Genomic DNA, 21,271 nt, shown 5'->3' with positions numbered 1-21,271 from the left:
TACGCCACGAGGGAGACCCGCATGATCTACCACATCACCCGCTTCAAACTGAAACCGGATGCCGACCCCGCAGCGGTCGACGCCGCGGTCGCACAGCTCCACAAGATGGGGCAGGAGATCGGCGCGGTTCGTTCCTATTGTGTCGGCAAGGACATTGGCGGCGAATACGGATTGGGTGCCCTCTACGTCCTCGACGACATGGCCGGCTATGGCGAGTATCTGCAGTCGCCGATCCACCGCAAGGTGGACGAGATCGGCTTGCCGCTCGTCGACGACATGGTGTCTTTTGACATCTCGGACGACGCCGATCCTGCGTTGGCGGAGGAGATCGGCCAGATGCATAAGGCCCGGTACGAGGGCGATGCGGCGCTTGCCGATCTGGTCAGCGGGCTGAAGTCCTATGCTGGCAGCGGTACGTCGGGCTAAGCCATGCTAACCGCAGATCTGGTTGCGACCGGCGGCGGCTATGCGCCCGACGGCTGGCGGCAGTGGCCCGACGATGCCGAACTCTCGGCGCAGTTCGTACGCATACTGGCGGCGGCACAGGACGGTGCGAGTACTGTCGGCGAGTGTTTCCAGGCGGCCGGTCGGATTGCAGCGGGCGATCGCGAGAGCTGGCATCGTGCCTGGCTCATCCCCGCGCGGCGCAGTTTCGCGCGGGCCGAAGCGGCCGAGGCCTCGGGCCACCGCCACAGCGCGCGGGCGAACTGGATCAGGGCCGCCAACTATTTCCGCTCGGCCGAATTCTTCCTTGATCCAGCCGATCGACGTCGCCTGCCGACCTTCGACCGCGTCGAGAGTTGTTCGCGGCGGACATTGACGCTGTTCGACATTCCGGGCGAAGAGGTCCGCGTCCCCTACGAAGCGTCTCACCTCCACGCTTATTGGCTCCCTGCGACTCGCGGGCTCGTGTCGCCCGCGATTGTCGCCTTCGGCGGCCTCGATGAATACAAGGACGAGCTCATCCAAGAGATGCAGCGCACCGCGCACGAACGCGGGCTGTCACTGCTGCTGGTCGACCTGCCCGGCCAGGGTGCCGCGCTGCGCTGGCACAAGCTGCTCGCGCGGCCCGACAGCGAAGTGCCGGTCGGCGCCTGTGTCGACTGGCTGCTGGCACGCGACGACGTCGATCCCGCCCGCATCGCGCTCTATGGCGCCAGTCTCGGCGGCTACCATGTGACCCGCGCCGCGGCGCGCGAGCATCGCGTCGCCTGCGCGGTGTCGGACGGCGCGCAGTGGAAGCTCGCTGAGGCCGCCGAGGCGATGAAGGCGGCACCCGACGGGATCACCGCAACCTTGTGCCGCTGGGTGTTCGGCGCGGCCGACATGGGCGCGCTCGTCGAAATCGCACGCCCGTTCGACCTGGAGCCGGTCGTCGGCGACATCCGCTGCCCGTTCCTCATCGTCTCTGGCGAGCTCGACCTACCCGGCGCTGACAACGCCCGCACGCTTTACGCCGCCGCTCTGGCGGCGGGGGTCGAGGTAGAGCTGCGCTGGTTCGGCCCTGACGAGACCGGTGCCGCGCACTGCCAGATCGACAATCCGACGATCGGCATGGAGACCATCTGCGATTGGATCGCCGATCGGCTGGATCACAAGCGGAAGTCGCGCGGATGATCGACGCCCCGACGTTCGAAGCTTTGCGCGTCGCCATTCGAAATAATCGGGAGATCAGTGATGCGGGAGTGTTGGGCGCGGCGGTGACCCTGGCGTTGTTCATGCTATCATCAGGAGCCGTGGGCCAATCTGCCTCGTTGGGAAACCGGGAGGCGACGCTTGCCAAGCTCGACATGGTGCAGAAAGAGATGGTCGAGCGCGCTGATGTCGAGAAGCTTGCGGCGCTGTCCGCACCTGAGTTGACGATCAACGCGCCAACTGGTCGTGTTCTCACGCGCGAGCAGTTCCTGGCGATGATGCGGGACGGCCGGATCGGTGCCGAGGATTTCGAGCGTAAGGTCGAGAGCGTAAAGGTTAGCGGCGATGTCGGTGTGGTGATGGGGAGCGAGGTATTCACGCCAACCCCGCAAAGCGAGCTTGGCCGACTTTACGGCGCGGTCCCGATAAAGCGGCGCTATACGAACGTTTACCGGCTCAGTCACGGGCAGTGGTCTTGGTTCGCACGCCACGCGAATGTTGTAGCGGAGAAGGTGGCGAACGGCCGCTAGCGGGTCGGAGCCGACCGGCTATGGCTGGTTGCCGACCGACTGCTCGAGGGAACTCGGCGCTCGGTCCGCTTCTGAATGGATGTGCTCGATAGCTGTCGCTGCGTGCGGGATTGGGCCTCGGTGGTTATCGTCCAGTAGTCGACTCAGATGATGCGTGGCATGATGCTTGATCTCTGGAGGTCGAGATGCTCAGAATTGCAGTTACTGCCCTCTTGCTGGCCACAACCCCATTTGCAGCATCGGCTCAGCCGCAAGGTCAACCAGCCACTCATGTGGAGATCACTCAAGCCGAGGACGCTTGGCGACAAGCCCGCATTGCTGGCGACGTTGCCTTCCTCGAACGGTTCTACGCCCAGGAAGCTCGCATCCAGGGGATGGATGGCAAGACGCTCTCCCGTGAAGCCGACATCGCCATGTTCAAGACGGGTCAGATCAAGCCGAAGTTCATCACGCACGGACCGCTGAACATCTCGACGTATGGTGACGTGGCCGTTGTGACCGGCGTCGACCACTTAGGCGGAACGGCCTTTGGCCGATACGGTGAGATGTACCTTCGGTTCACCGACGTGCTAGTCAGGCGGGATGGCCGTTGGCAGCTTGTCGTTCAGCAGACCACCAGCACGACCGGTTTTTGAAGTCCGTTAGTCGCCCACTTTTTGCCGCCTGCCCCCGTAGTAGATCACTCCTGTCGAACGGCAGCTTTCAGGTTTCCGGAGCAGCCCGAGGAACGGCGCGAACTGGGTCGGTAGCTGCCGACCGCAGCTTCCCTCAGCGCGGCTGAGCCCACCCAGGCGATAATCGCCGGTGAATGCCCGTCAAACGGTCAGCGGCGGCGCGGCACGACGATCTTCGGCAGCAGGCGCCCAGCGGCGGCTCTATAGTAGTACGAACGGCGACACATATTCGTTATGTTTGTCCTGCGCGGGGCGCCATCTCTCTCCCCAACGTCGATAAGTTGCCTAACACCTTGAAGGGCAACGACGTTTGTGGAGTTCGAAAACCTTCTTGACGGCTGTATCTCAGATTGCCGGAGAAGGTCAGTTTTAGGGTGGCCCGCTTGTCCTCAAGGCGGTCTGATTTCCAAAGATTCCAAGGGCTTGCGAGAAACGCCATCGCCGTTCGAAAAGTTTGGTCATAGTCTCGGATCGGCGCTCCACATTTCTCGATATTTTCGCTCAGAATGAGCTTCCGATTTTCCAGCTCTTCGAGTCGTCGTTCGAGCGCGGCAGCTACCGTCTGGCTCTCGCTCTCGACAATCCGATCAACGAGGGCTGTCACCTTCTTCTCGATGTCAGCAAGCTCGCGCTTCAGCACAGTCTTGCGCTCACCACTGCGCGCTCTCTGTCCATCCCACACGTCCCGGAATACGGCTGATGCAAGATCAAACAGCTCCCGAGCTGGCGTCAGAGATCGCAGCAGCTCGACAAAGGCGTTCTCGACCTTGTCGCGAGCGATGGACTTACCTTTGCTCACGCAGCCAGGCTGACGGCACAGGTAGTACGGATAGGACCGGAACTCTCCCTTCGACCAGTTAGCCGTCAAAGCGTGGCCGCAATCGTCACAGGCGATAAAGCCGCGAAGCGGGAAATCTTCGTTGAGGTCCACACGAGCCGGAGCCCTTGGCTTGCCGAGCAAGCGCTCCTGAACCCGCTCAAAAGTTTCCAGATCAACCAGTGCCTCGTGCTGTCCTTTACGACGCGACACCTTCCAGCGAGGCACTTCGATATAGCCAGCGAAGATCGGCTGCGTGAGAATTTGGCGAACGCGCTCGTGCAGGACGACGTTATGCCTCGTGCGCGGAAACTCGGGATGAGATTCAAAGAAACGCTTCACCTCACCGATCGAGGCGAGCCGCCCGCTGGCAAAGGCGTGAAAGGCTTCCTGTATGATAGTCGCGAGAGGCTCCGACCGAACGAGCATCTTGCCGCCGTTCGGGGCACGTCCGTAGGTGTAGCCCCACGGAGCCTGAAACACCCAATATCCATTCAGCACTCGCGAGTGCATCCGGTTGAGGGTTTGCTCCCCATTCTTCTGGCGTTGATGCTGTGAGACGCTCGCGAGCAGATGCTCGACGAGCTGACTGTCTGAATCCTCTTTGAACTCGATCGAGGGCGACTCCAAAGTGCCCCCTGCCGAGCCGATGTCTGCGCGGAGCCGCAGATGGGCTTCAAGGCCACGAGCCAAGCGGCTGATGTCGTCGATGATGACGACCAGATGAGATTTTCGGTGAGCCCGCAGATAGGTGAGCATATCCTTCATGCCGGGCCGCCCGACGACGCTTCCCGACATATCGTCTTTGAACACCTTCACCACGGAATGACCGCGATATTTCGCGTATTCGCGGCATCGCGTTTCTTGGCTGGCAAGGCCATCGCCCCGTGTCGTCTGTTTCGTGGAGCTTACCCGGCAATAGATTACAGCTTGTTTTTCGCTCTCTCTCGACACGTCTCAGCCCTCTTCACGGCTCTAATCCCGCAGCCTGAACATCAGCCAAAGCGGGAGAGATTGGTTGTTCCTCATGAGTAGAAAGATTACCACGAGCAGCACTAGCGCGGAAAGAGTCTATAAGACGGCTTCCCACTGATATTTGTACAGGATCGTTACTGAAAGAGATGTCCACGAAGGCTTGCATGATACCGTGGACGACTCGAATGACGTCGTCCTTCTGTCCGTCGTCGATATCCATGCTGCCAATGATCGCGCGATACCGAGCGATGTCATCTGGCGATAAATGAGTCTGCGTCGCCATATCTAACCACCATCACGAAGATGCTCCACAAAGCATCGTGAAAGTGTTTCTCTAGGTTAGACCGTTCGAGCAGTTGGGAGAAAGCTCCCCCGAACCTTCAAACAAGCAGCCATCGTCTTACAAACCTAGCCGACTGCTTATAACTATTATACATAACTGTTGCAGAAATGCAACTTTACTTAGAGCCTGTGTGGAGGTCTCGCACATCGCGCATTTGCCCCGCCCACGGCTGGACCTCATAAAACGGTACACTCTCCGCCACCAGCAATCGGGGCATGGAAGAGACGCGCAGAAGATGCTCGTTCTCCTGGAGGCCTAGGATATTCTCGCTCTGCAAGACGAAGCGCTTCTGCTCGCCGAGGTTCGTACCCGCCACTTCGACTGGGCCGCCGCTATGGCTCACGGCTTTCATCAACACTGTCGCATTGCCCGACCAGAGCTGAAGGTCTCGGATGAGGTCCGGCTCCTTCACATTTTTCATGGTGATGACGGCGGCCTGATCCTCGAACTCTTTCACCGCCTCCCGCGACCATTTCTCCGCCATGGAGAAACGACCCTGTGCGAAGAACCAGAGCTGGATGCCTTTACCGCGATAGAGGCGAAGCGCCTTCATGATCGCTGGCGCTGGCGGCAACTGCGGGAACTCGTCGAGAAGGAAAGTCGTCCGCAGCGGCCCGGCCTCTTTGGCGATCGTCTCGATTGCGTAGTTGAGCACAAGGCTCACCCAAGGCGCAGCGACGCCGATCTTGTCGGACGGGACCATCAGATAGACCGAGTGCGGCTCATGCTTCAGCCGCGAAAAGTCGAAAGTGTGAGCGCTGGTCGAGCGCTCGAACGCCTTGCCGGGCTCGAAAGATTCTAACGCCTCGATCGCATCGGCCTTGTAAGCCTCGTACTGCTTGGGTGCTTTCGCATAGGTGCGCTCGAACGCGCCCGCTTTGCGTTCGATGGCCTCCACGCCGCAGGACGACATCATGGCATAGGCTGCACTCGTCGCCTGATGGTCTGCGTTCACAAAGCGCCAGAGACCTGAAAGCGAGCAGAGCTCCGGCTCGAACAGAGCCAGATATTCCATCCTCATCGCAAGGAGGCGGAGCGCACCTTTGCGGACCCAGGCATCGTCTCCCGGCTTCACCGGAGGCGGCAGCAATATCTGCGCGATCTCATTCGCCTCGCTGTCGATCGATCCGCCTGCGTTGACGATATCGAGAAGGATTTGAAGCGGATTGATCGGCGTGTCTGGCGCCCCCCTCATGCCGAAAGGGTTCAGGAAAACGCACCGTGTGCCGAGCGTCTCGGCACGATGCTCGGCAGATGCATACTGGTTCTCGCCATCCTTCACGTCGATGATGACCAAGCTTCGATCACGGACATGGGCCATGTTCGGAAGCAGCAGATCGCGACCCTTGCCGCCACCGGTTCGCAGATAGGTGAGCATCGGCCCGTCCCCAGCGAAGAAGATTGGCTTGCCTTCAAAGGCTCCAAGAAAGAGACCGCGCCGATCATGAAGCCCAGCCTTCGCGACATCGGCAGCGTCTGCCAGTCGCGAGTCGCCAAGGCGTCCGCTCGGTCGAGCGGACGCCATTTCAGCTTCAGCCTCGTCAGCGCGTCGCTGCGCCTCTCGCTCCCGGTCCATCCTGACGGATTGGTGATGCAGGGCCATGAAGCCCTGCATCCCGCTTATGAACGGATTTCGGCGCATTAGCGCGTCGTCGCAGAAGCCTCGCCCAAAGTCGGCGGAGGCGGCAACACGATTGGCTTCAGGGCGGCAAACTCCTGTTGAAGCTCACCCACTGGCTTGAGTCCGGTGTCCCAACCGTCAACGTCGATAGTGACGCCTTGCGTCGCGGCGGCGGTCAGTTCGTTTGAAAGCTGTGCGCTAAGATTGTCGGCATAACCCAGAGCCGCCGCTCCCGCGCCGGGCTCTAATGACTCTGCCACCCGCCCGAAGAAGCGCGTCCAATTTACGATCGCGACATCGGTCGCTTGAGTGGATTGAGTTTGGCTCATCCGCGCCGCGACATACTGGCTTTGAATGCGAGCCGTGGCTTCAGCCATAATCCGCCCGCGATCATAGGTGGCTTGATAGTTCGCCAAAACGCCCTGATTCAGCGCTCGATACTGCTCAAGCTGTTGATCGACACTCAGCTTGGCTTCAGCCAGCCAAACTTCGTAGCGGGCCTGCTGCGTCAGCTCCGCCGCCTTCACGGCGGAGCTGACCCTCGCGTCGTATGTCCCCATCAGGGTCGAAGGCTTGAACGCGCCGGGAGCCATGGCCTCTGTGCCAAAGAACACAGCTCCCGCTAGGACGAAAGTCGATGCGGTCTTAGCGATGTCGGGGAGAACGAAGCGGCGTCGCCTTTGATACCGCACGAGATGACGACCGCTTTCGTCCTCTGGCCTGGGTTGCGGGCTTAATTCCACGGCCGACGCGGATTCCGTATAGTCGATTTGATACTTCATGCCCTGTTCCTTTTTTAGGGTTCAGAACACTGAAGTCCAATTCATGCTTGCTTGTGGGAGAAACGCTCCCGTCGCGAACATTGCGTGAAGCAATTAGCGTCGTCACGCGGGACCAGAACTTGCCAGACGCATCCCCTTCAAGAATGCCAGACAGGACACGCATCGCATCAACCCGAGTAGCGCCAACAATAATTCTGGCCGCGCGTTGGCGATACTTGCCGAAGCTATTCGGCCCGCTCTCGTCGGGCGCTCGTTCCGGTTCGCCCCATGACTCGAGCAGGCCGGAAAGGATGAGGCACAGTACGATTAGGCGGATGCGGGCTAGGACGCGCTTTTGCGGGGACTGCTTCCATGACTGATCTTTCAGCTTAAGGAAGTCGCTGACCCACCTGAACGAACCCTCGTTCCCGAAGGCTTCATCCACGTCCACCGAACGGATGTCGAAGCGATCGCCAGAGGAGTGTGTGACCTTTCCCCTGTATTCATAGAGCGTGTCTGCGATCCAGTCCGGGATGCTTCGGCGCGGGATATCGAGAGAAGCGAGCAGTGAAGCGATCCGACGAAGGAAGGACGCGCTCAGAAGGATATGGTCTGGCGGGATGACGATGGATGTCATGGCGCTTTTCCGAACCTCCTCCATAGAATGTGGGCGTCATACCCGCACTCACAATAGGAAGCGTTCGGTCTGCTATGGGCAAAAGTCAGTAAGAAAGCCGGGCTTACGCTGACCGCAAGATGTGCGTGTAACTACACGCTCACTTGGCAAGGGGGCCCGCTGCGCGCCCCCGTTGCATCCCCCCGGCCTGCGGCGCTTCACCGGCATCGAGCCAGTTCCGCGCCATGAGGAGACTTCGCTCTCCCCAAACCCCATCGATCAAAGGGCGTGCCTGCCCCTTGAAACCCTGCCGCCTCCAGCGCGGCGAGTGAGCGTTCCTGCTCCCCTCGACCCCATGACCGAGGCGCTTTCGCTCGCCTCTGGACACCCGACGACCAGGCGTATGCCGCCATGGACCTGCACCGAAGGTTTCGCCCTTGGAGACGAGCAAAGGGCATTCTAGCCCTTGTGCAATCCTGACCAACCGTGCGCCGGTTGGATGCCGCCAGGGCGGTCGCGCCCTGGACCCGCCGATTGTTTCGCTCTCGACCCGATTTGGAGCTGCAACCCCCAGCTTGATTTACCCGGGCCATGCCAGCTACCGAATCGACGTCAAATGCCTATGTTATATGTATGTCGGTAGGCACAACCTGACTGGATCTGCTGCTCCCGTTGTGATAATTTCCGTTTACTCGCAACGCGAAATTCTAGTATAAAGTGTATCAGACATGGCGGCACCTCAAAGAAAAGACACCTCGAAGATCATTCGCTTCCCCCGCAAAGGTGAGGCGCAAGCTCTCATTGAGTGCGAGGACAATCTGTCTTTCATGAGGAAGTTGAAGAACGAGAGCATGAATCTCATCGTTACTTCGCCGCCTTATAATATCGGCAAAGAGTACGAGCGTCGTACATCAAACGAGATTTACATCGAGCACCAGGCCGCGACGATCGCCGAAGCCGTGAGAGTGATGCACCCGCAGGGTTCGATCTGCTGGCAGGTTGGGAACGGGATTCTCGATGGCGAGGTCTTTCCGCTCGACATCCTCCTTTACCCCATTTTCAAGACCCACGGCCTCAAACTGCGAAATCGGATCGTTTGGACGTTCGGGCACGGACTTCACTGTCAGAAGCGTCTCTCGGGTCGGCACGAGACGATCTTGTGGTTCACAAAATCTGACGACTACACCTTCAATCTCGACCCTATCCGCATCCCGTCCAAATACCCTGACAAGAAGCATTTCAAGGGGCCGAACAAAGGGAAAGTTTCGAGCAATCCGCTCGGGAAGAACCCCTCCGACGTTTGGGACATTCCAAACGTTAAATCCAACCACGTCGAGAAAACTGACCATCCCTGCCAGTTTCCAGTCGGATTGGTCGAAAGGCTCGTTCTCTCGCTGACGAACAAAGGTGACTCCGTTCTCGACCCCTACATGGGGGTCGGATCAAGCGCCATTGCGGCCTTGAAGAATGGACGCCATGCGTACGGTTGCGACTTGATGAGCGACTATGTGGACATCGCTCGCGAACGTATCGAGGCTCTTCGGTCAGGCGAGCTTCGCGTTCGTCCGATGAACAAGCCAGTTTATGAGCCGCCGTTTAGGGACGAAGAATGAAATTTGCGGGGGCATACTCTCTCCATAACGGCCAGGTGGAGTGGGAGAAGCGCGAGCTGGACGAATGGATTACGGACCTTTTTGAAGCGCCGAACATCCCTATCGGGGCCGGGTGCACAGGCCGTATCCGGGAGCACTTGCAGGACGAGCTTACCAAGAGCGGGTGGTCACACGCGGTGCGTATTGACCAGCACTACGACCTGACCGTGACTGGCCGATATCGCGATCTCGCATTCCAGATACAGACCGGAAATATCAGCCGGGCGATGTATGACCTGCTCAAGCTTCAATACCTCTATGTTCAGGGCAAAATCGAAGCAGCGGCCCTTGCTGTCCCGACCAAGGCAGGTGCAGCGGTTATTGCGTCGAACGTAGCTAACGTTGAGCGAGTTTGGGGCGAGGTACAACTGTTCGACAGGATCATCACAGTCCCTCTCTTGATCGTGGGATTTGAGTAAAAAGGGGGGACCATGGCTGGCTATGAAGTAGACGTTAAACCCGCGCACGAGCGCAAAGACCTGATCGCCGCTCTAACGGCGAACCCCGTATGCGGGACCCAACCCACATTCGACGTGTACGAAGGGCAGCGCACAATGCTGCCTGTCATTCGTCTGCCGATAGACCTACCGGTTTATCGAATGGCGAACGCTCGCACTCAAACGGAGCAGCTCGCTTACATCGCCGAGAAGAAGGTCGCGGCCACCTTTTTTGAAAGCGGTCAAGATAATCAGGAGGCCCAACAGGCCCAGCACGACATCCTGAAAAAGTACGCCAACGCTAGCGCTGGATCGGTGAAGCCGATCATCGAGGAGCTGGAGCGTACAAAACAGACAGAGCCGATCATGCTGACGCCAGCGGGCGTAGTCGTGAACGGCAACCGACGGCTGACAGCGATGCGCGAACTGTACGCCTCTAACAAAGCTGGGTTCCCCACGTTCGCGGAAGTCGAATGCATGATCTTGCCTCAGATGACTGAGGATCAGATCGACGATATCGAGACTCGACTTCAAGAACGTCCAGAGACCAAGCTGCCATACAGCTGGATAAACGAAGCGCTGAAGGTTCGCCGCCAGCTCGCTCAGAAGACCAAAAAAGAGACTGATATCGCAGATATGCGACGGAAGTCTGTAGGTGATATTCGGAAGTCCCTGAGCGCCCTCAACTACGCTGAGATTTACCTCAAGGACTGGTGCAAATCCCCGAACGACTATCGTTTGGTCGAAAAAGGTGGGGAGCAGTTTTTCGCCGATCTCGTGCCCCGTCTTAAAGGCAAAGAGGGAGCTCTTCTTGAGGCGAATATGCGGATGGCCTGGCTGTTGTTCGACAACCGCGACAGCTTGGGGCAGCGAATTTACGGCTTCAACAAGGTTCTTGGTGAGAAGGCCGAGCAGGTTCTTTCTCAACTCGCCGAACGCTTGGAAATCGACGAAGAGGCGGGCGAGACTTCCGGCGTCGAAAGCGAAGAGTTTGAAATTGATCTCGGCGGTCAGGACGTTGGGAGCGGCTACGAGCCACTCATCAACCTGTTCGATAATGCTGATCGACGTGACGAGGTATTCGACGAACTGAGAGCGGTTTGTCAGACCATTCTCGATACCGGACAGGCAAGCAAGGTCGGCAAAGCCGCACTAAATGCAGTTCGGGATGCGAACACCAGACTGACCGAGATTGATCTCTCTGCCGCCGATCCCGAGACTCATGACGGCATCGATAAGCAGCTTGAAGAGATTGTCCTCCGAGCGACGGCTCTTCGTGAGAAGCTCAAGGAGATCAAGGCAGCGGCGAAGCCTGCCTCTGGCGGTAAATGAGCATGGCGTCATCGCCCGTTGTCATCGGAGTCCACTACAGCCCGACGAGATTCACTGGCCGCTTCGTCCTGGAAGGTGAGCCCTCCTCCTCTGTCTGGGAAAGGCTCCAGCAAGCGATCCTAAACCTCGGGCTGGACTACCAGTCTGGCCCGGATTCGATCGAGCTCACTTGGGCCGGAGCACTGACCATCGTGGGCCAGTTCGCCAGCCAGCAGAAGGCCCTCGATTTCAGGTTCAGCGCCCGTGATGACGAAGCTCGATCGCGGCTCTCCGCCTTCGTTCAGCAATTCAAGCAAGTCCAACAATCGAAGGGCTCGCTGAAGCTCACCATTACGATTGAGGAAATCGAATCCCGCCTGCTGGCGGAAGGCTTTACGAGAAAACTGAAACCGTTCCAGCTTCGCGACCTACAGCGCCTGCTCTCGCTTGAGAATGGCGCGAATTTTTCAGTTCCGGGCGCTGGCAAAACGACCGTCACGCTGGCGCTTCACGTACTGACGCGCCAACCTGGTCAGGTGCTAATCGTCGTAGGGCCGAAGGCTTCCTTCCCTGCTTGGCGAGAGGTCGTCGCGGAATGTATTAGGCCCGACGCCCCTAACGGAAACGCGGAAACCTTCTCTATCCTGAGCACCTCCGGAGAAGCGCTTAGCAAAGCCTTACAATCTGGAGCGACGCGCTTCGTCGTCAGCTACGATTTGCTGATAAACAACCCTGAGATTCTGACGAATTTCACAGCGCAACATAAAGTACACCTCGTCCTCGACGAGGCTCATCGAATGAAAGCGGGGTTCGGATCCCAGCGCGGCGCACTCCTGCTGAACATCGCGCCCTTGCCAATTCGTCGAGACATTCTGACCGGCACCCCTATGCCGCAACAGCCCTCGGATCTGCAGTCGCAGCTGGACTTTCTGTGGCCGGGCGCGGGATTGGGCCTGCAGATCAGTCGTGGCGATCCACCTCGGCAAGTTCTCGGGGAGCTTTACGTTCGCACAACGAAACAGGACCTCGGGCTACCTAAGCCCCATCGGCATTTCGAGTCCGTCCCGATGGCAGACGGCCAGATGGCCCTCTACGGGATCGTAAAGAACGAGTTCCTCCGCCAAGTGAGCACGCTCGGCTTGGACGCACGGTTTGACGCGCCGGCGGCACGGCGCTCTGTAATGCGCCTTTTGCAGCTATCTGCGAATCCGGTCTTGGCCCTCCGTTCCGTCGCCGATGACGCACTGGCACTTGATTCAGGCGTACTTGAACAGGTCATCGCGGAAGGACCGTCCACGAAGATGCGAGCGGTTGCTGACAAGGCCCGCGCGTTGGCGAAGGAAGGCCGTAAGAGTGTCATCTGGACGATTTTCACTGACACGATCCAGCAGATGGAGCTGCTTCTCGCCGATTTGAATCCTGTTAGCCTCTACGGCGCTATCCCTTCAGGTGAACCCACCGATCCTGCCACCCGTGAAGGACGCATTCGTCGCTTTCACGATGACCCGTCGTGCATGGTCATGATCGCTAACCCGGCGGCGGCGGGCGAAGGGATCAGCCTTCATAAAATCTGCCACGACGCGATCTACCTTGATCGCAGCTATGTAACGACCCACTACCTCCAATCAATCGACCGTATCCACCGCCTAGGCTTGGACGAAGGCGTCGAGACCAATATCTGGATTTATCGGACTCTGGCGCCGATGGGGTTGGGGTGCATTGACCACTCTGTGAGCCATCGCCTCCGACAGAAACTTCGCGCTCTTCAAGTTCTTCTGGATGACGCCGATCTTCACGAAATCGCTTTCGACGAAGAGAACGCAGAGGATCCGATCGCCTGGGACATCAGCCCTGACGATGTGCGGGATTTGATCGAGGTGTTGGAAGGAAGGGCGAGCTTCACAGACGAGGACGCGGAGTGAGTTCGCCGGATCAGGTCATTCCGGAGTTTCGAATGAGCGCCTTTGCCGCCGTAAGCGGCTTGCGGCGATACCTTCGAGACCATCCTGACAGCTCAGCTGAACAAGCCGCTCAGTCGCTCCGAAGTTCCGATGCGGACTACGCAGCAGCCGATTTTGAAGGCGGCATCCGGCTACACGAGCAACTGCCGGAAACGATCGACTTCATAGATCCCCGGCTGGGCATCCGAGACGGTCTCACCGTCCTGATCAACCGACACCTCCCTATGTGGTGCAGGTTCTTCCCGTATGGCCGTCAGCGGTTGGCGATCGCCCTCACCCAGGACGAACTTCAGACTTTCAAGTCAGCCGGACTGTTCGAGGAAATCCCATCACCGCCGGTTGTGGAATGGTGGGATGCGCTTGCTTCAAAAATGAGGGCGCTCAGCGACGATACGCTGAACTCACAGGGCCGCGAGGGTGAGCTTTTATCACTCGACTACGAACGCAAACGCCTCGCCTCGCTCGGTGTTACAGAAGAGCCTCGTTGGACAGCAATCGAAGACAACGGGGCTGGGTACGACATCACATCCTATGATCCGACACCATACGGATTGAAAAACCGTCTGATTGAGGTGAAGACCACAAAGAGAAATCCACCCCGAATGATTTTGTCCCGCGGCGAGTGGGACGCCGCGGTCAAATACGGCGACGCCTTCTATATACATTTGTGGAGACTGCCCTCGAAGGAACTAGCCGTTCTCTCCGGCAACGATCTTAGAATCCACATACCAGACGACTGTGGCAACGGACGCTGGACGGAGATCGAGATCAAGTTCGAGACTATGCCCGCGCCTGAATGATGTCCTCAAGTCTGGTGGTGTAGCAGGGGGATAAGTTGGCTCTTCTCATCGACCACCCGGCTTCGCGAGGAATGCCTCCAGGACGAAGCGTATTTCGCCCAAAACGTCCATTCACCGCGTCCAGTGCCGTCATGAGAGCCTGAGATTTTTCAGGGTCGCGGGAGGCGAATAGATCCATCACGGGCAGCTCTCGCGGCGCGTAGAGGTCGAGCAACACGACTCCGGCCTTCGCATAGCGGAAATTCTCACGCCACAGGCCCCGAGCCGCCTTGGTAGCCGCGCCGATCAAAGCAAATGAGTCTGCGCTTGGCTCCAGCTCAAACGAGGCCTGATTGGAATATGGCGGATCGCCATTGAACTCGTTCGTTCGCATAAAGACTTGCATCGCTCCCGCCTTCAGACCGAAGCGCCGAAGCTTTTCCGAGGCACGGCCTGCATAGGAGGCAACAGCCTCACGCATCTCATCCCACTCGGTCACAGCGTGGCCAAAACTTCGTGTGCAGGCGATGCTCTTTCGGCTGGGAGGCGCTTCGCTGAACGGTATGCACGATATGCCACGCAGTTCAGCATGGGTGCGCTGGCCTGTGACTGTGAGCATCTCACGGACGAGATCGGGATCGAGTGCCACAAAGTCCGCGACTGTTCGGACCCCGATGTTGGAGAGCTTCTTCACCGAAGCTGGTCCCATTCCCCAAACCTCAGCGACCTCGACGATTGGAAAGGCAGCGGCGCGTTGCTCAGCGGTCGAAAGATCGCAAACCCCACAGCCTAAGCGATCCATCTTGGCTATTTTGTTGGCTAGTTTCGCGAGCGTCTTGGTCGGGCCGATTCCGACGCAGGTTGGAATCTTGGCTATTCGCCGGACAGCTGCACGGATCGCGATCGCCAGAGCGACGAGATCGCCGCGCAGTCCGAACAGATCGAGAAACATCTCATCGATGGAGTAAGGCTCGACGCGGGGAACCATTGCGGTCAGCACATCGAACATTCGACGGCTCATATCGCCATAGAGCACATAGTTTGAGCTCTTCCAGACGACCGACTTCAGTTCGGGGCGCTTGGCTGAAAGATGGTAAGGTTCACCCATCTTGAGGCCCAAATCCTTAGCCTCAGTGGTCCGTGCAATCACACACCCGTCGTTGTTGGATAGAACCACCACCGGCTTGCCGATTAGCTTTGGATCAAATGCCCGTTCGCAGGAGCAGTAGAAGCTATTGCCGTCGATAAGCGCGAACATTGCCTACACGCCGACGCGCACGAGCGCCGAGATGATTGCCCAGATTTCAACATCCTCGGCGACAGCCACCGGCTCGCCAGATGACGGCCTCAACCACCACGCCTCGTCTTTCAACGTCAGCGTAGCGAGAAGGACTTCGCCATGCAGAAACGCGACGCAGACTTTCCCGGCTACGGGCTCGGCGGCCGCATTCGCTATCAAAATGTCACCAGCAAAGATGCCGCGCGACTTTAGCTCATGCCCCTTGACCCGAACCGGGTACAGCCCCGGACGACCAAGATCGATCAATGCAGCCAGGTCTATGACTGGCTCCACATAATCCTGAGCCGGGCTTTGAAAGCCCGTGGTGTCGTCCCCTTGATATGATCCCATGCATAGAACATAACAGGAACGATGCGGCCGATGGTATAGGATCGTATTCCTATCCACAGGGGATCATTTGATGGTGTCCCGACTCAAATGCGGAGACGACTTAACGGAAGTCCGTAGAACATGGACAGGCCGAAACCTCCTCAACGCGTCAGATCTTGAAGATTGGGCCAGGCAACAGGGGTTTTCGGACCTTGTTCCTTCAGCTTGGCACGTCACGACCGGTTGGGCTCCAGCAGGCTTCGCAGAGCTGAATCCGTCTCCACTGACTTTGCGCACTGATCGCTATAGATCGATTGCGGTTTTCGGCGAGCTCGTGGTTCTCGTGCTCAGATCGCGAGCGCTGGTGAACGAATGTCGACGGCTCGTTCCCACGAGCGAGAAGTTCCGGTCAGTCCGTCCGCACATCAGCTTCACGCCGTACCGGGGTCAACGGTTGGACCGCGTAGCGCCCTTCTCAGGAAGGTTGCTCTTTGGACCGGAGGTGCAAGACATATCAAGGGTCATGGGCGATCCGCTGCGCGGCGGGCTCTAGGCTTCGCCCCAAGCTTCCGGCTGTGCCGGTGATCTGGGCCCTGTCGGGTCACTATCCCTATCGCGACAAGAGCTAAGGGGGTCTCCCCCTGGCGCGACGCCAGCCCAAGCCGAGCTGGGAGTTTGTCGGTGTCCCCAACCTTCCTTCGTGCAGGTCGGGTGATCCCCCTCCGACAAACCCGGCTGGCGTCTTTCCTCCCCCGGTCTCGCCGACGGGCACGGGTTGCGGCGCAACCCAAACTCAAGGAGGCAGACATGAAGCGCGACTACGAAATTACCCGCTCGAATTGGAACGGCATCGAAATCGAAATCCGGTGGAACAGAAATTATCTTGTCTATGACGACCAGACCCACATGGCTCACTTGGAAGTCTTAAGCGTGAAGCCGGATCGGGCTCCGCTTCCGATCACCGAGACCGGCTACAAATCCCACTTCACCCATGTCTCGACAGTCGAAGGTTACGATAGCCCAGAGGCTTTCGTCGAAGCATGGCTCGATCATGCCTCTTACGCACCGGCATGGCGGGAAGCCCAGTCGGCAAAGGCCCAACTGTCTCTGTTCTAATCGGTCAGAACGGTAGGTCGTCGGCCCCTTCGACATAGTCGTGGTCGGAGGGAGGCTCATATGAAACCCGCTCGTAAATGAGCTCGTCGAAGAAGAGCTCAATCTGATGCGCGAGCGGCTTTGCTTCGACCAGGCCATCGGGGTGACGGTCGGCGATCGTGAGCGCGAGCGCTCGCCATGTCGCATCTGTCAGCACAAGTGTCACAGCGACTGGACCCCCGTGAGCATAACGCTGGGACCAGTCGAGGCGAAGGGCAGCGAGATTCTTCGACATGGCGGCTCTCCAGCAACGGCTAGACACCTGCCTAGGGAAGCGCGGGCCATTGGCTGGGAAGAACCGGAGCGAAAGCCCCGACCCCAGCTAAGGCTCGAAGCGACGGCGCAGCTCGTCGCGGATCAGGACCAGAAGCGCATTCGCCTCGATCGTTTCGGATTGTGGCTCAGCATCCACCGAGAGACGCTCAGTCGCGAGGCGGAAGAGTGCAGAGAGTTGGGCGTTTGATTTTTTGGCGAGTTCGCCGCGTGTAACTTTGAACATGATGTCCTCCTTTGCCCGCCGCCCACCATGGGCCGCGTTGGAGGGCTCGAAGCCGCAGCAAAGCTCTCGCATCCCTTGGGATCGCAACGAATGTGGAGAAGGCCGCCCGCGCCTTGCGAAAGAGAAATTTGAGAAGGGTACAGTCTGGAAACGTGGTTCTTGTGGGCGGCGGCGGAGGCATCATGCTCGACGCGCCGAAATCCCGATCTAACGTCCTAGCTCAAGCCCGCGCCCGTGGTCGCGGCTCTGCCCCGTCCGTGCCATTTCCCGAAACTCGAAGGAGTTCTTGTAGAGCTTCAGAACCTGTGCCGCGTGCTGCGTTCGCTTTTCGGCGATCACGGCCTGAAGGGCGCGACGCTCGGCAAGCTGGCTGATCCTCAGCTCGTCTCTCTGCTTCCTGTCACGCTCTACGCCGAGAAAAGCTTCGCGCTCATTCTCGCGCCGCTGCTTCCAGTAGCGGCCCGTCAGAACGTCCCACGCGCCTTTGACACCGTGCCGGATTTTGGAAGCTCTCTCTGCCTGTTCGGCTCTCAGTCGCTTCGCCTGTCCGTCCTGCATACGCTGACGCTCAACGCTGTGCTGCGCCTGCATCTCTGACTTCCGGTCGAGAAGCGGCTTCATCGCGTTCGAGGCGATCCGCTTGGCTTCGGCGATATGTGATCTCATTCGAGCCGCCATGTCAGACCCCAGCCCGGCGAGACGTTCGCTAACGCTTGGCAAACTGGCTGCATCGCCAAGCCGCGTCGCGACCTCTTTCGTTCTCATGCCTGTGAGGCGAGACACTGCGAAGATGTCGCCGTTCAGCGTCACGACGACATGGCTTCGACGATCACCGCGAGCCAGAAACAACCCGCGCTCTTCGAGAGCGCGGCTGAAGGCAGCGCGGTTGTCAGACCTCGCCCACGCTTCCTGGGCCAGCCCCTTGAGCTGTTTGGCGTCCAACCCAGCGCGGTTGGCTTGTTGCCATTCTGTCAGCGTGAAGTTTCGCGGATCGCGCTGCTCGCGGCTCTCAAAACCTTTCGGCAGCTCCCAGCCATTCTCAATGAAGAGCTGCTTCGCCACATCACGCAGCTTGCTCTTGAAGAACGGAAGCGGTTTTGCGCTCATCGTCTGAGCGTCGATGCGCGACCAGACCGCGTGACAATGACGACGGCCTTCCTTCTCATGGAAAACCACGACGCGTGGCTGATCGATGAGCCCCATCTTCTCTTCAATCAGCCGGAGAGCTCGCTCGAAAACTTCGACCCCGGCACTTTCAGACGCCGGGGGATTGAGTGAGACAGAGAAGAGATATTGCTGGCAGCGTGTGCCCTTCGATAGCGCGTGTGCCTCCTTCATCGCGCCAAGCACCGTCTCCGACACAAACCCCGAAACCTCATGCACCTCGACGTGCTCATTCTGATCTTCCCGAAGGAGGTGCAGGCCGAGCTGTTTGCCGCCGCTGCGCTGTGACGCTTTCAGAATCATGACGGCTCCAGATTGAGAGCGTCCAGCAGGAGCTTCCGCATTTCGGCGATGTCAGACGCCGCTTCAGTCAGAAGACGCTCCGTTTCAGGCGTGAAAGGCAGACTGCCCGAGTTCGCAGCCCTCGCGAGCTGGTTCATGTTGTTGGCTAACCGGGATTGTCCGAGCAGGGCCAGAAGCTGGCTCAAAGCCTGATGGTCTTTGACCGGGTGCTTGCCCCGAGATTTTGGGGGCGGATTGTCGGGATCGAAAAGCCGCCAGCGGATATAGGCCGCAAGCGACATACCCGCCGCCTCCCGGTCGAGGCGCATTTTCTCCTCGAAGGTCATTCGGAGGGAAACAGGATGGCCGGAGCGGGCAGCAGCGACGGGAGCCTCATCGGCTACCCGGCCTCCAGACGCATTATTGAAACTGCCCGATACCGGATCAGGCTTTTTTCGCTTCACCATTGGCCCGTGCCCCGTACATCTGGCGGCCCCTAACGGGACGCTCACAGGTGTTCTCGGAGACAGAGATTGGCTTGGCGGGAGAAACCTGGCCGAGGGACGTATCCCTCAGGATCAAGTTCCAATCAGCGAGCTGAGAGAATAAGTCGTTCGACTCCTCCCCCTCAGGGTGCGCCACTTCTTCCAAACAATTCGACTTCAAACGCGTCGCCGATTTAGGCGGGCCGTTCGCCGCCTCGCTATCCGTCGCAGCGTATCGCGAGGGCTTGTGCGCGCGCCTTAAAACTGTTTCGACAGCGATACGAAGGTGCGCCAGCCCTTGTCGGGTTTGTTGTAGGGCGCGCGGGACAAGGGTTTGGCGATTTCGATACGGAGGGTGGTCTTGCGGTCGAAGGTGATCCGCGAGCCGAAGCCGGCTGAGGACAGCTGTTCGGACCAATCCCGGCCGGGCGTCTTGTTCCAGACCTTGGCGGTGTCGAAGAAGGCGAAGGCCTGGGCGAAGGAGATCAGGTCGCCCTTTGGGTCATAGCCGACCCGAGCCTCGATCATGCCGGCGACGGCCTTGTCGCCGCTGGTCTCGCCATAGTCATACGCCCGGCCATAGGTGGGACCGCCCACGAAGAACTCTTCGGAACTGAGCAGGGCATCGTCCGTCCACTGTCCCGCAGCCTCTACATAGACGCCGACGTATTTGCTCAGGTCCCGGTAGGCGCTGACCTGCGCGTTGATCTTCACGAATTCGCCGGTCGCGTCATAGCGGGTGTTCAGAGGCGACCGTTGGGTCGTGGCCCCGAAAGCGTCGAGCCCCTTGGACAATTGCACCGAGCCGGCGACCCAGCCTGGGCTATAGCGACGTTGCGCCGCCACCGAGACGCGCGCCACGGTCAAGGTCTCGTCGGAGCGGCCGGTCGCAGCGTAGTTTTGTTCGACGCGGCGCACATCCAGGCCGGCGTTCAGCCAGAGGTTCTTGTCTCGCGACCGGATGAGGGGATGCGAAAGGGTGACGGAGGCCATGCGGCTGCTGCCGCCGATCCAGCCCGAGGCATTCTGGATCGGCGCGTCCGTCTCATAACCCGAGACGCCGAAACGAAGGCGGCCTCCACCCGGCGCAACGACGGCGTAGGACGCATCAATATAGGTCAGTTCATTGGGGCGTTCCGGAACAGTCAGGACGCCCAGCGTCATCTGATCGCCCGGCGTGAAGGTCGAGTTGCGGGCGCCGGACAAGTAGACCTGCCACGGGCCTTGGTTTTCGGAACCGCGATTGTCGACATAGGCGCCGGCGCTGCCCGAGGTCATTTGCGTCTCGACCACAAGCCGGTGTTGCGCCGGGTCGCCGATGACGGGTTCGATGCGACTGGTCAGCTTGATCCCCGGAACGTCGGACGCTAGCGACAGACGGCGATCCAGTTCGCCGATGGTCAGGGGGCGTTGGTTCACCAACGGCTTCAGGATCGGTTCGACCGCCCGGGCGCCCTCACCGGTCAGTTGCAGTTCCGATATATAGCCCTCGAACACCACGATGCGGGCGGCGCCGATCGTCGGATCGGTCTCGGCGACCACGGCGCGGGTCAGAAAATAGCCGTCGTTGCGATAGCGGGCCGTAATCGCATTCGCGGATTGCACCAAATCATCGACCGAGACGCGGCGCGCCAGTTGCTGGTCATAGGTGTCGGCCAGATCGGACAGGGGGTAGGCGCTGACGCCCTGGATCAACATGCTGGTCAGGACAAGACAACCGGCGCAGCCGCCGTCTGCTGAGGCGCTCGGCTCCGCATCGGCGCGAACTTGGCCCGCCGCCGCCACGGTCAGCACCGCGACCATACCGAAGAGGATCGCCGCCGTCCTTAACCATGCAGTATTGAAAATGTGGCGCACGCGGTTCTCCAACTAGAGAACGTCATCTACGCAATGGGGCTGAAAATCCTGTTAATATAGCGAGTTAAGAGCTTGGCAGGCATCGACTGATATCACGGCGGTCAAGAT

General features: G+C 59.3%; 21 protein-coding genes. 10 read left to right on the top strand and 11 right to left on the bottom strand.

Features of this window, described 5'->3' with window-relative positions:
• Window positions 1-21: 21 nt before the first annotated feature.
• The 4 genes from DT343_RS10905 (at window position 22) to DT343_RS10890 (ending at window position 2,800) form a co-directional block, all read left to right on the top strand.
• On the top strand, window positions 22-426 hold the full coding sequence (locus DT343_RS10905; protein ID WP_112862918.1) for a Dabb family protein: 405 nt from the start codon (window positions 22-24) through the stop codon (window positions 424-426).
• Window positions 427-429: 3 nt separating this feature from the next.
• Complete coding sequence (locus DT343_RS10900) at window positions 430-1,617, top strand: alpha/beta hydrolase family protein (RefSeq protein ID WP_112862917.1); 1,188 nt, start codon at window positions 430-432, stop codon at window positions 1,615-1,617.
• Complete coding sequence (locus DT343_RS10895) at window positions 1,614-2,165, top strand: nuclear transport factor 2 family protein (protein ID WP_112862916.1); 552 nt, start codon at window positions 1,614-1,616, stop codon at window positions 2,163-2,165. Before DT343_RS10900 ends, DT343_RS10895 begins: the two co-directional genes overlap by 4 nt.
• 185 nt (window positions 2,166-2,350) lie before the next feature.
• Window positions 2,351-2,800 carry a nuclear transport factor 2 family protein gene (locus DT343_RS10890; protein ID WP_112862915.1) on the top strand — a complete coding sequence of 150 codons (450 nt, stop codon included), beginning with the start codon at window positions 2,351-2,353 and terminating at the stop codon, window positions 2,798-2,800.
• Window positions 2,801-3,071: 271 nt separating this feature from the next.
• Here DT343_RS10890 and DT343_RS10885 read toward each other — a convergent pair whose 3' ends face one another.
• The 4 genes from DT343_RS10885 to DT343_RS10875 all read right to left on the bottom strand — a co-directional run bounded on the left by DT343_RS10885 (window position 3,072) and on the right by DT343_RS10875 (window position 7,377).
• Complete coding sequence (locus DT343_RS10885; protein ID WP_112862914.1) at window positions 3,072-4,610, bottom strand: recombinase family protein; 1,539 nt, start codon at window positions 4,608-4,610, stop codon at window positions 3,072-3,074.
• Window positions 4,611-4,623: 13 nt separating this feature from the next.
• Window positions 4,624-4,914 carry a hypothetical protein gene (locus tag DT343_RS17230; RefSeq protein ID WP_146756740.1) on the bottom strand — a complete coding sequence of 97 codons (291 nt, stop codon included), beginning with the start codon at window positions 4,912-4,914 and terminating at the stop codon, window positions 4,624-4,626.
• A gap of 175 nt (window positions 4,915-5,089) precedes the next feature.
• Entirely contained in the window at window positions 5,090-6,577 is a 1,488-nt protein-coding gene (locus tag DT343_RS10880; protein ID WP_181669181.1) for a type IV secretory system conjugative DNA transfer family protein, read from the bottom strand.
• Window positions 6,578-6,615: 38 nt separating this feature from the next.
• On the bottom strand, window positions 6,616-7,377 hold the full coding sequence (locus DT343_RS10875) for a hypothetical protein (protein WP_112862912.1): 762 nt from the start codon (window positions 7,375-7,377) through the stop codon (window positions 6,616-6,618).
• 1,323 nt (window positions 7,378-8,700) lie between these two features.
• Here DT343_RS10875 and DT343_RS10870 point away from each other — a divergent pair.
• The 5 genes from DT343_RS10870 to DT343_RS10850 are packed head-to-tail and all read left to right on the top strand — an operon-like array spanning window position 8,701 to window position 14,133.
• A complete protein-coding gene (locus tag DT343_RS10870) occupies window positions 8,701-9,585 on the top strand; it encodes a DNA-methyltransferase (RefSeq protein ID WP_112862911.1) in 885 nt (294 codons plus the stop codon).
• Window positions 9,582-10,043 (top strand): restriction endonuclease, encoded by a 462-nt coding sequence (locus tag DT343_RS10865; protein ID WP_112862910.1) that lies wholly within the window; start codon window positions 9,582-9,584, stop codon window positions 10,041-10,043. Before DT343_RS10870 ends, DT343_RS10865 begins: the two co-directional genes overlap by 4 nt.
• 12 nt (window positions 10,044-10,055) lie before the next feature.
• Entirely contained in the window at window positions 10,056-11,393 is a 1,338-nt protein-coding gene (locus tag DT343_RS10860) for a hypothetical protein (RefSeq protein WP_112862909.1), read from the top strand.
• A 2-nt stretch (window positions 11,394-11,395) separates the two neighbouring features.
• Entirely contained in the window at window positions 11,396-13,294 is a 1,899-nt protein-coding gene (locus DT343_RS10855) for an SNF2-related protein (protein WP_112863787.1), read from the top strand.
• 32 nt (window positions 13,295-13,326) lie between these two features.
• Window positions 13,327-14,133: a DUF3883 domain-containing protein gene (locus DT343_RS10850; protein WP_146756739.1), complete on the top strand. Its 807-nt coding sequence runs from the start codon at window positions 13,327-13,329 to the stop codon at window positions 14,131-14,133.
• Here DT343_RS10850 and DT343_RS10845 read toward each other — a convergent pair.
• Window positions 14,114-15,370 carry a Y-family DNA polymerase gene (locus DT343_RS10845; RefSeq protein WP_112862907.1) on the bottom strand — a complete coding sequence of 419 codons (1,257 nt, stop codon included), beginning with the start codon at window positions 15,368-15,370 and terminating at the stop codon, window positions 14,114-14,116. The two genes, DT343_RS10850 and DT343_RS10845, sit on opposite strands and share 20 nt — an antisense overlap.
• Before the next feature lie 3 nt (window positions 15,371-15,373).
• Window positions 15,374-15,742, bottom strand: coding sequence for a LexA family protein (locus DT343_RS10840; protein ID WP_112862906.1), 369 nt, complete (start codon window positions 15,740-15,742; stop codon window positions 15,374-15,376).
• Between the two features lie 786 nt (window positions 15,743-16,528).
• Here DT343_RS10840 and DT343_RS10835 point away from each other — a divergent pair.
• Window positions 16,529-16,837: a hypothetical protein gene (locus DT343_RS10835; RefSeq protein WP_112862905.1), complete on the top strand. Its 309-nt coding sequence runs from the start codon at window positions 16,529-16,531 to the stop codon at window positions 16,835-16,837.
• Window positions 16,838-16,841: 4 nt separating this feature from the next.
• On the opposite strand, the gene DT343_RS10830 is transcribed toward DT343_RS10835, so the two are convergent.
• The 5 genes from DT343_RS10830 to DT343_RS10810 all read right to left on the bottom strand — a co-directional run bounded on the left by DT343_RS10830 (window position 16,842) and on the right by DT343_RS10810 (window position 21,163).
• Window positions 16,842-17,111 (bottom strand): hypothetical protein, encoded by a 270-nt coding sequence (locus DT343_RS10830; RefSeq protein WP_112862904.1) that lies wholly within the window; start codon window positions 17,109-17,111, stop codon window positions 16,842-16,844.
• A gap of 87 nt (window positions 17,112-17,198) precedes the next feature.
• Entirely contained in the window at window positions 17,199-17,375 is a 177-nt protein-coding gene (locus DT343_RS17510; RefSeq protein WP_181669180.1) for a hypothetical protein, read from the bottom strand.
• Between the two features lie 207 nt (window positions 17,376-17,582).
• Entirely contained in the window at window positions 17,583-18,842 is a 1,260-nt protein-coding gene (locus DT343_RS10820; RefSeq protein ID WP_112862902.1) for a relaxase/mobilization nuclease domain-containing protein, read from the bottom strand.
• Window positions 18,839-19,288 carry a MobC family plasmid mobilization relaxosome protein gene (locus DT343_RS10815; RefSeq protein ID WP_220116682.1) on the bottom strand — a complete coding sequence of 150 codons (450 nt, stop codon included), beginning with the start codon at window positions 19,286-19,288 and terminating at the stop codon, window positions 18,839-18,841. The genes DT343_RS10820 and DT343_RS10815 overlap by 4 nt, the downstream gene beginning before the upstream one ends.
• Window positions 19,289-19,564: 276 nt before the next feature.
• The gene (locus DT343_RS10810; RefSeq protein WP_146756738.1) at window positions 19,565-21,163 is read right to left on the bottom strand and encodes a ShlB/FhaC/HecB family hemolysin secretion/activation protein; all 1,599 of its coding nucleotides are present in this window, start codon (window positions 21,161-21,163) and stop codon (window positions 19,565-19,567) included.
• Window positions 21,164-21,271: the final 108 nt, after the last annotated feature.

The organism is Brevundimonas vesicularis (genome assembly GCF_900445985.1).
GTDB classification, from domain to species: domain Bacteria; phylum Pseudomonadota; class Alphaproteobacteria; order Caulobacterales; family Caulobacteraceae; genus Brevundimonas; species Brevundimonas vesicularis_D.
This window is presented reverse-complemented; position numbering and strand designations above follow the sequence as displayed.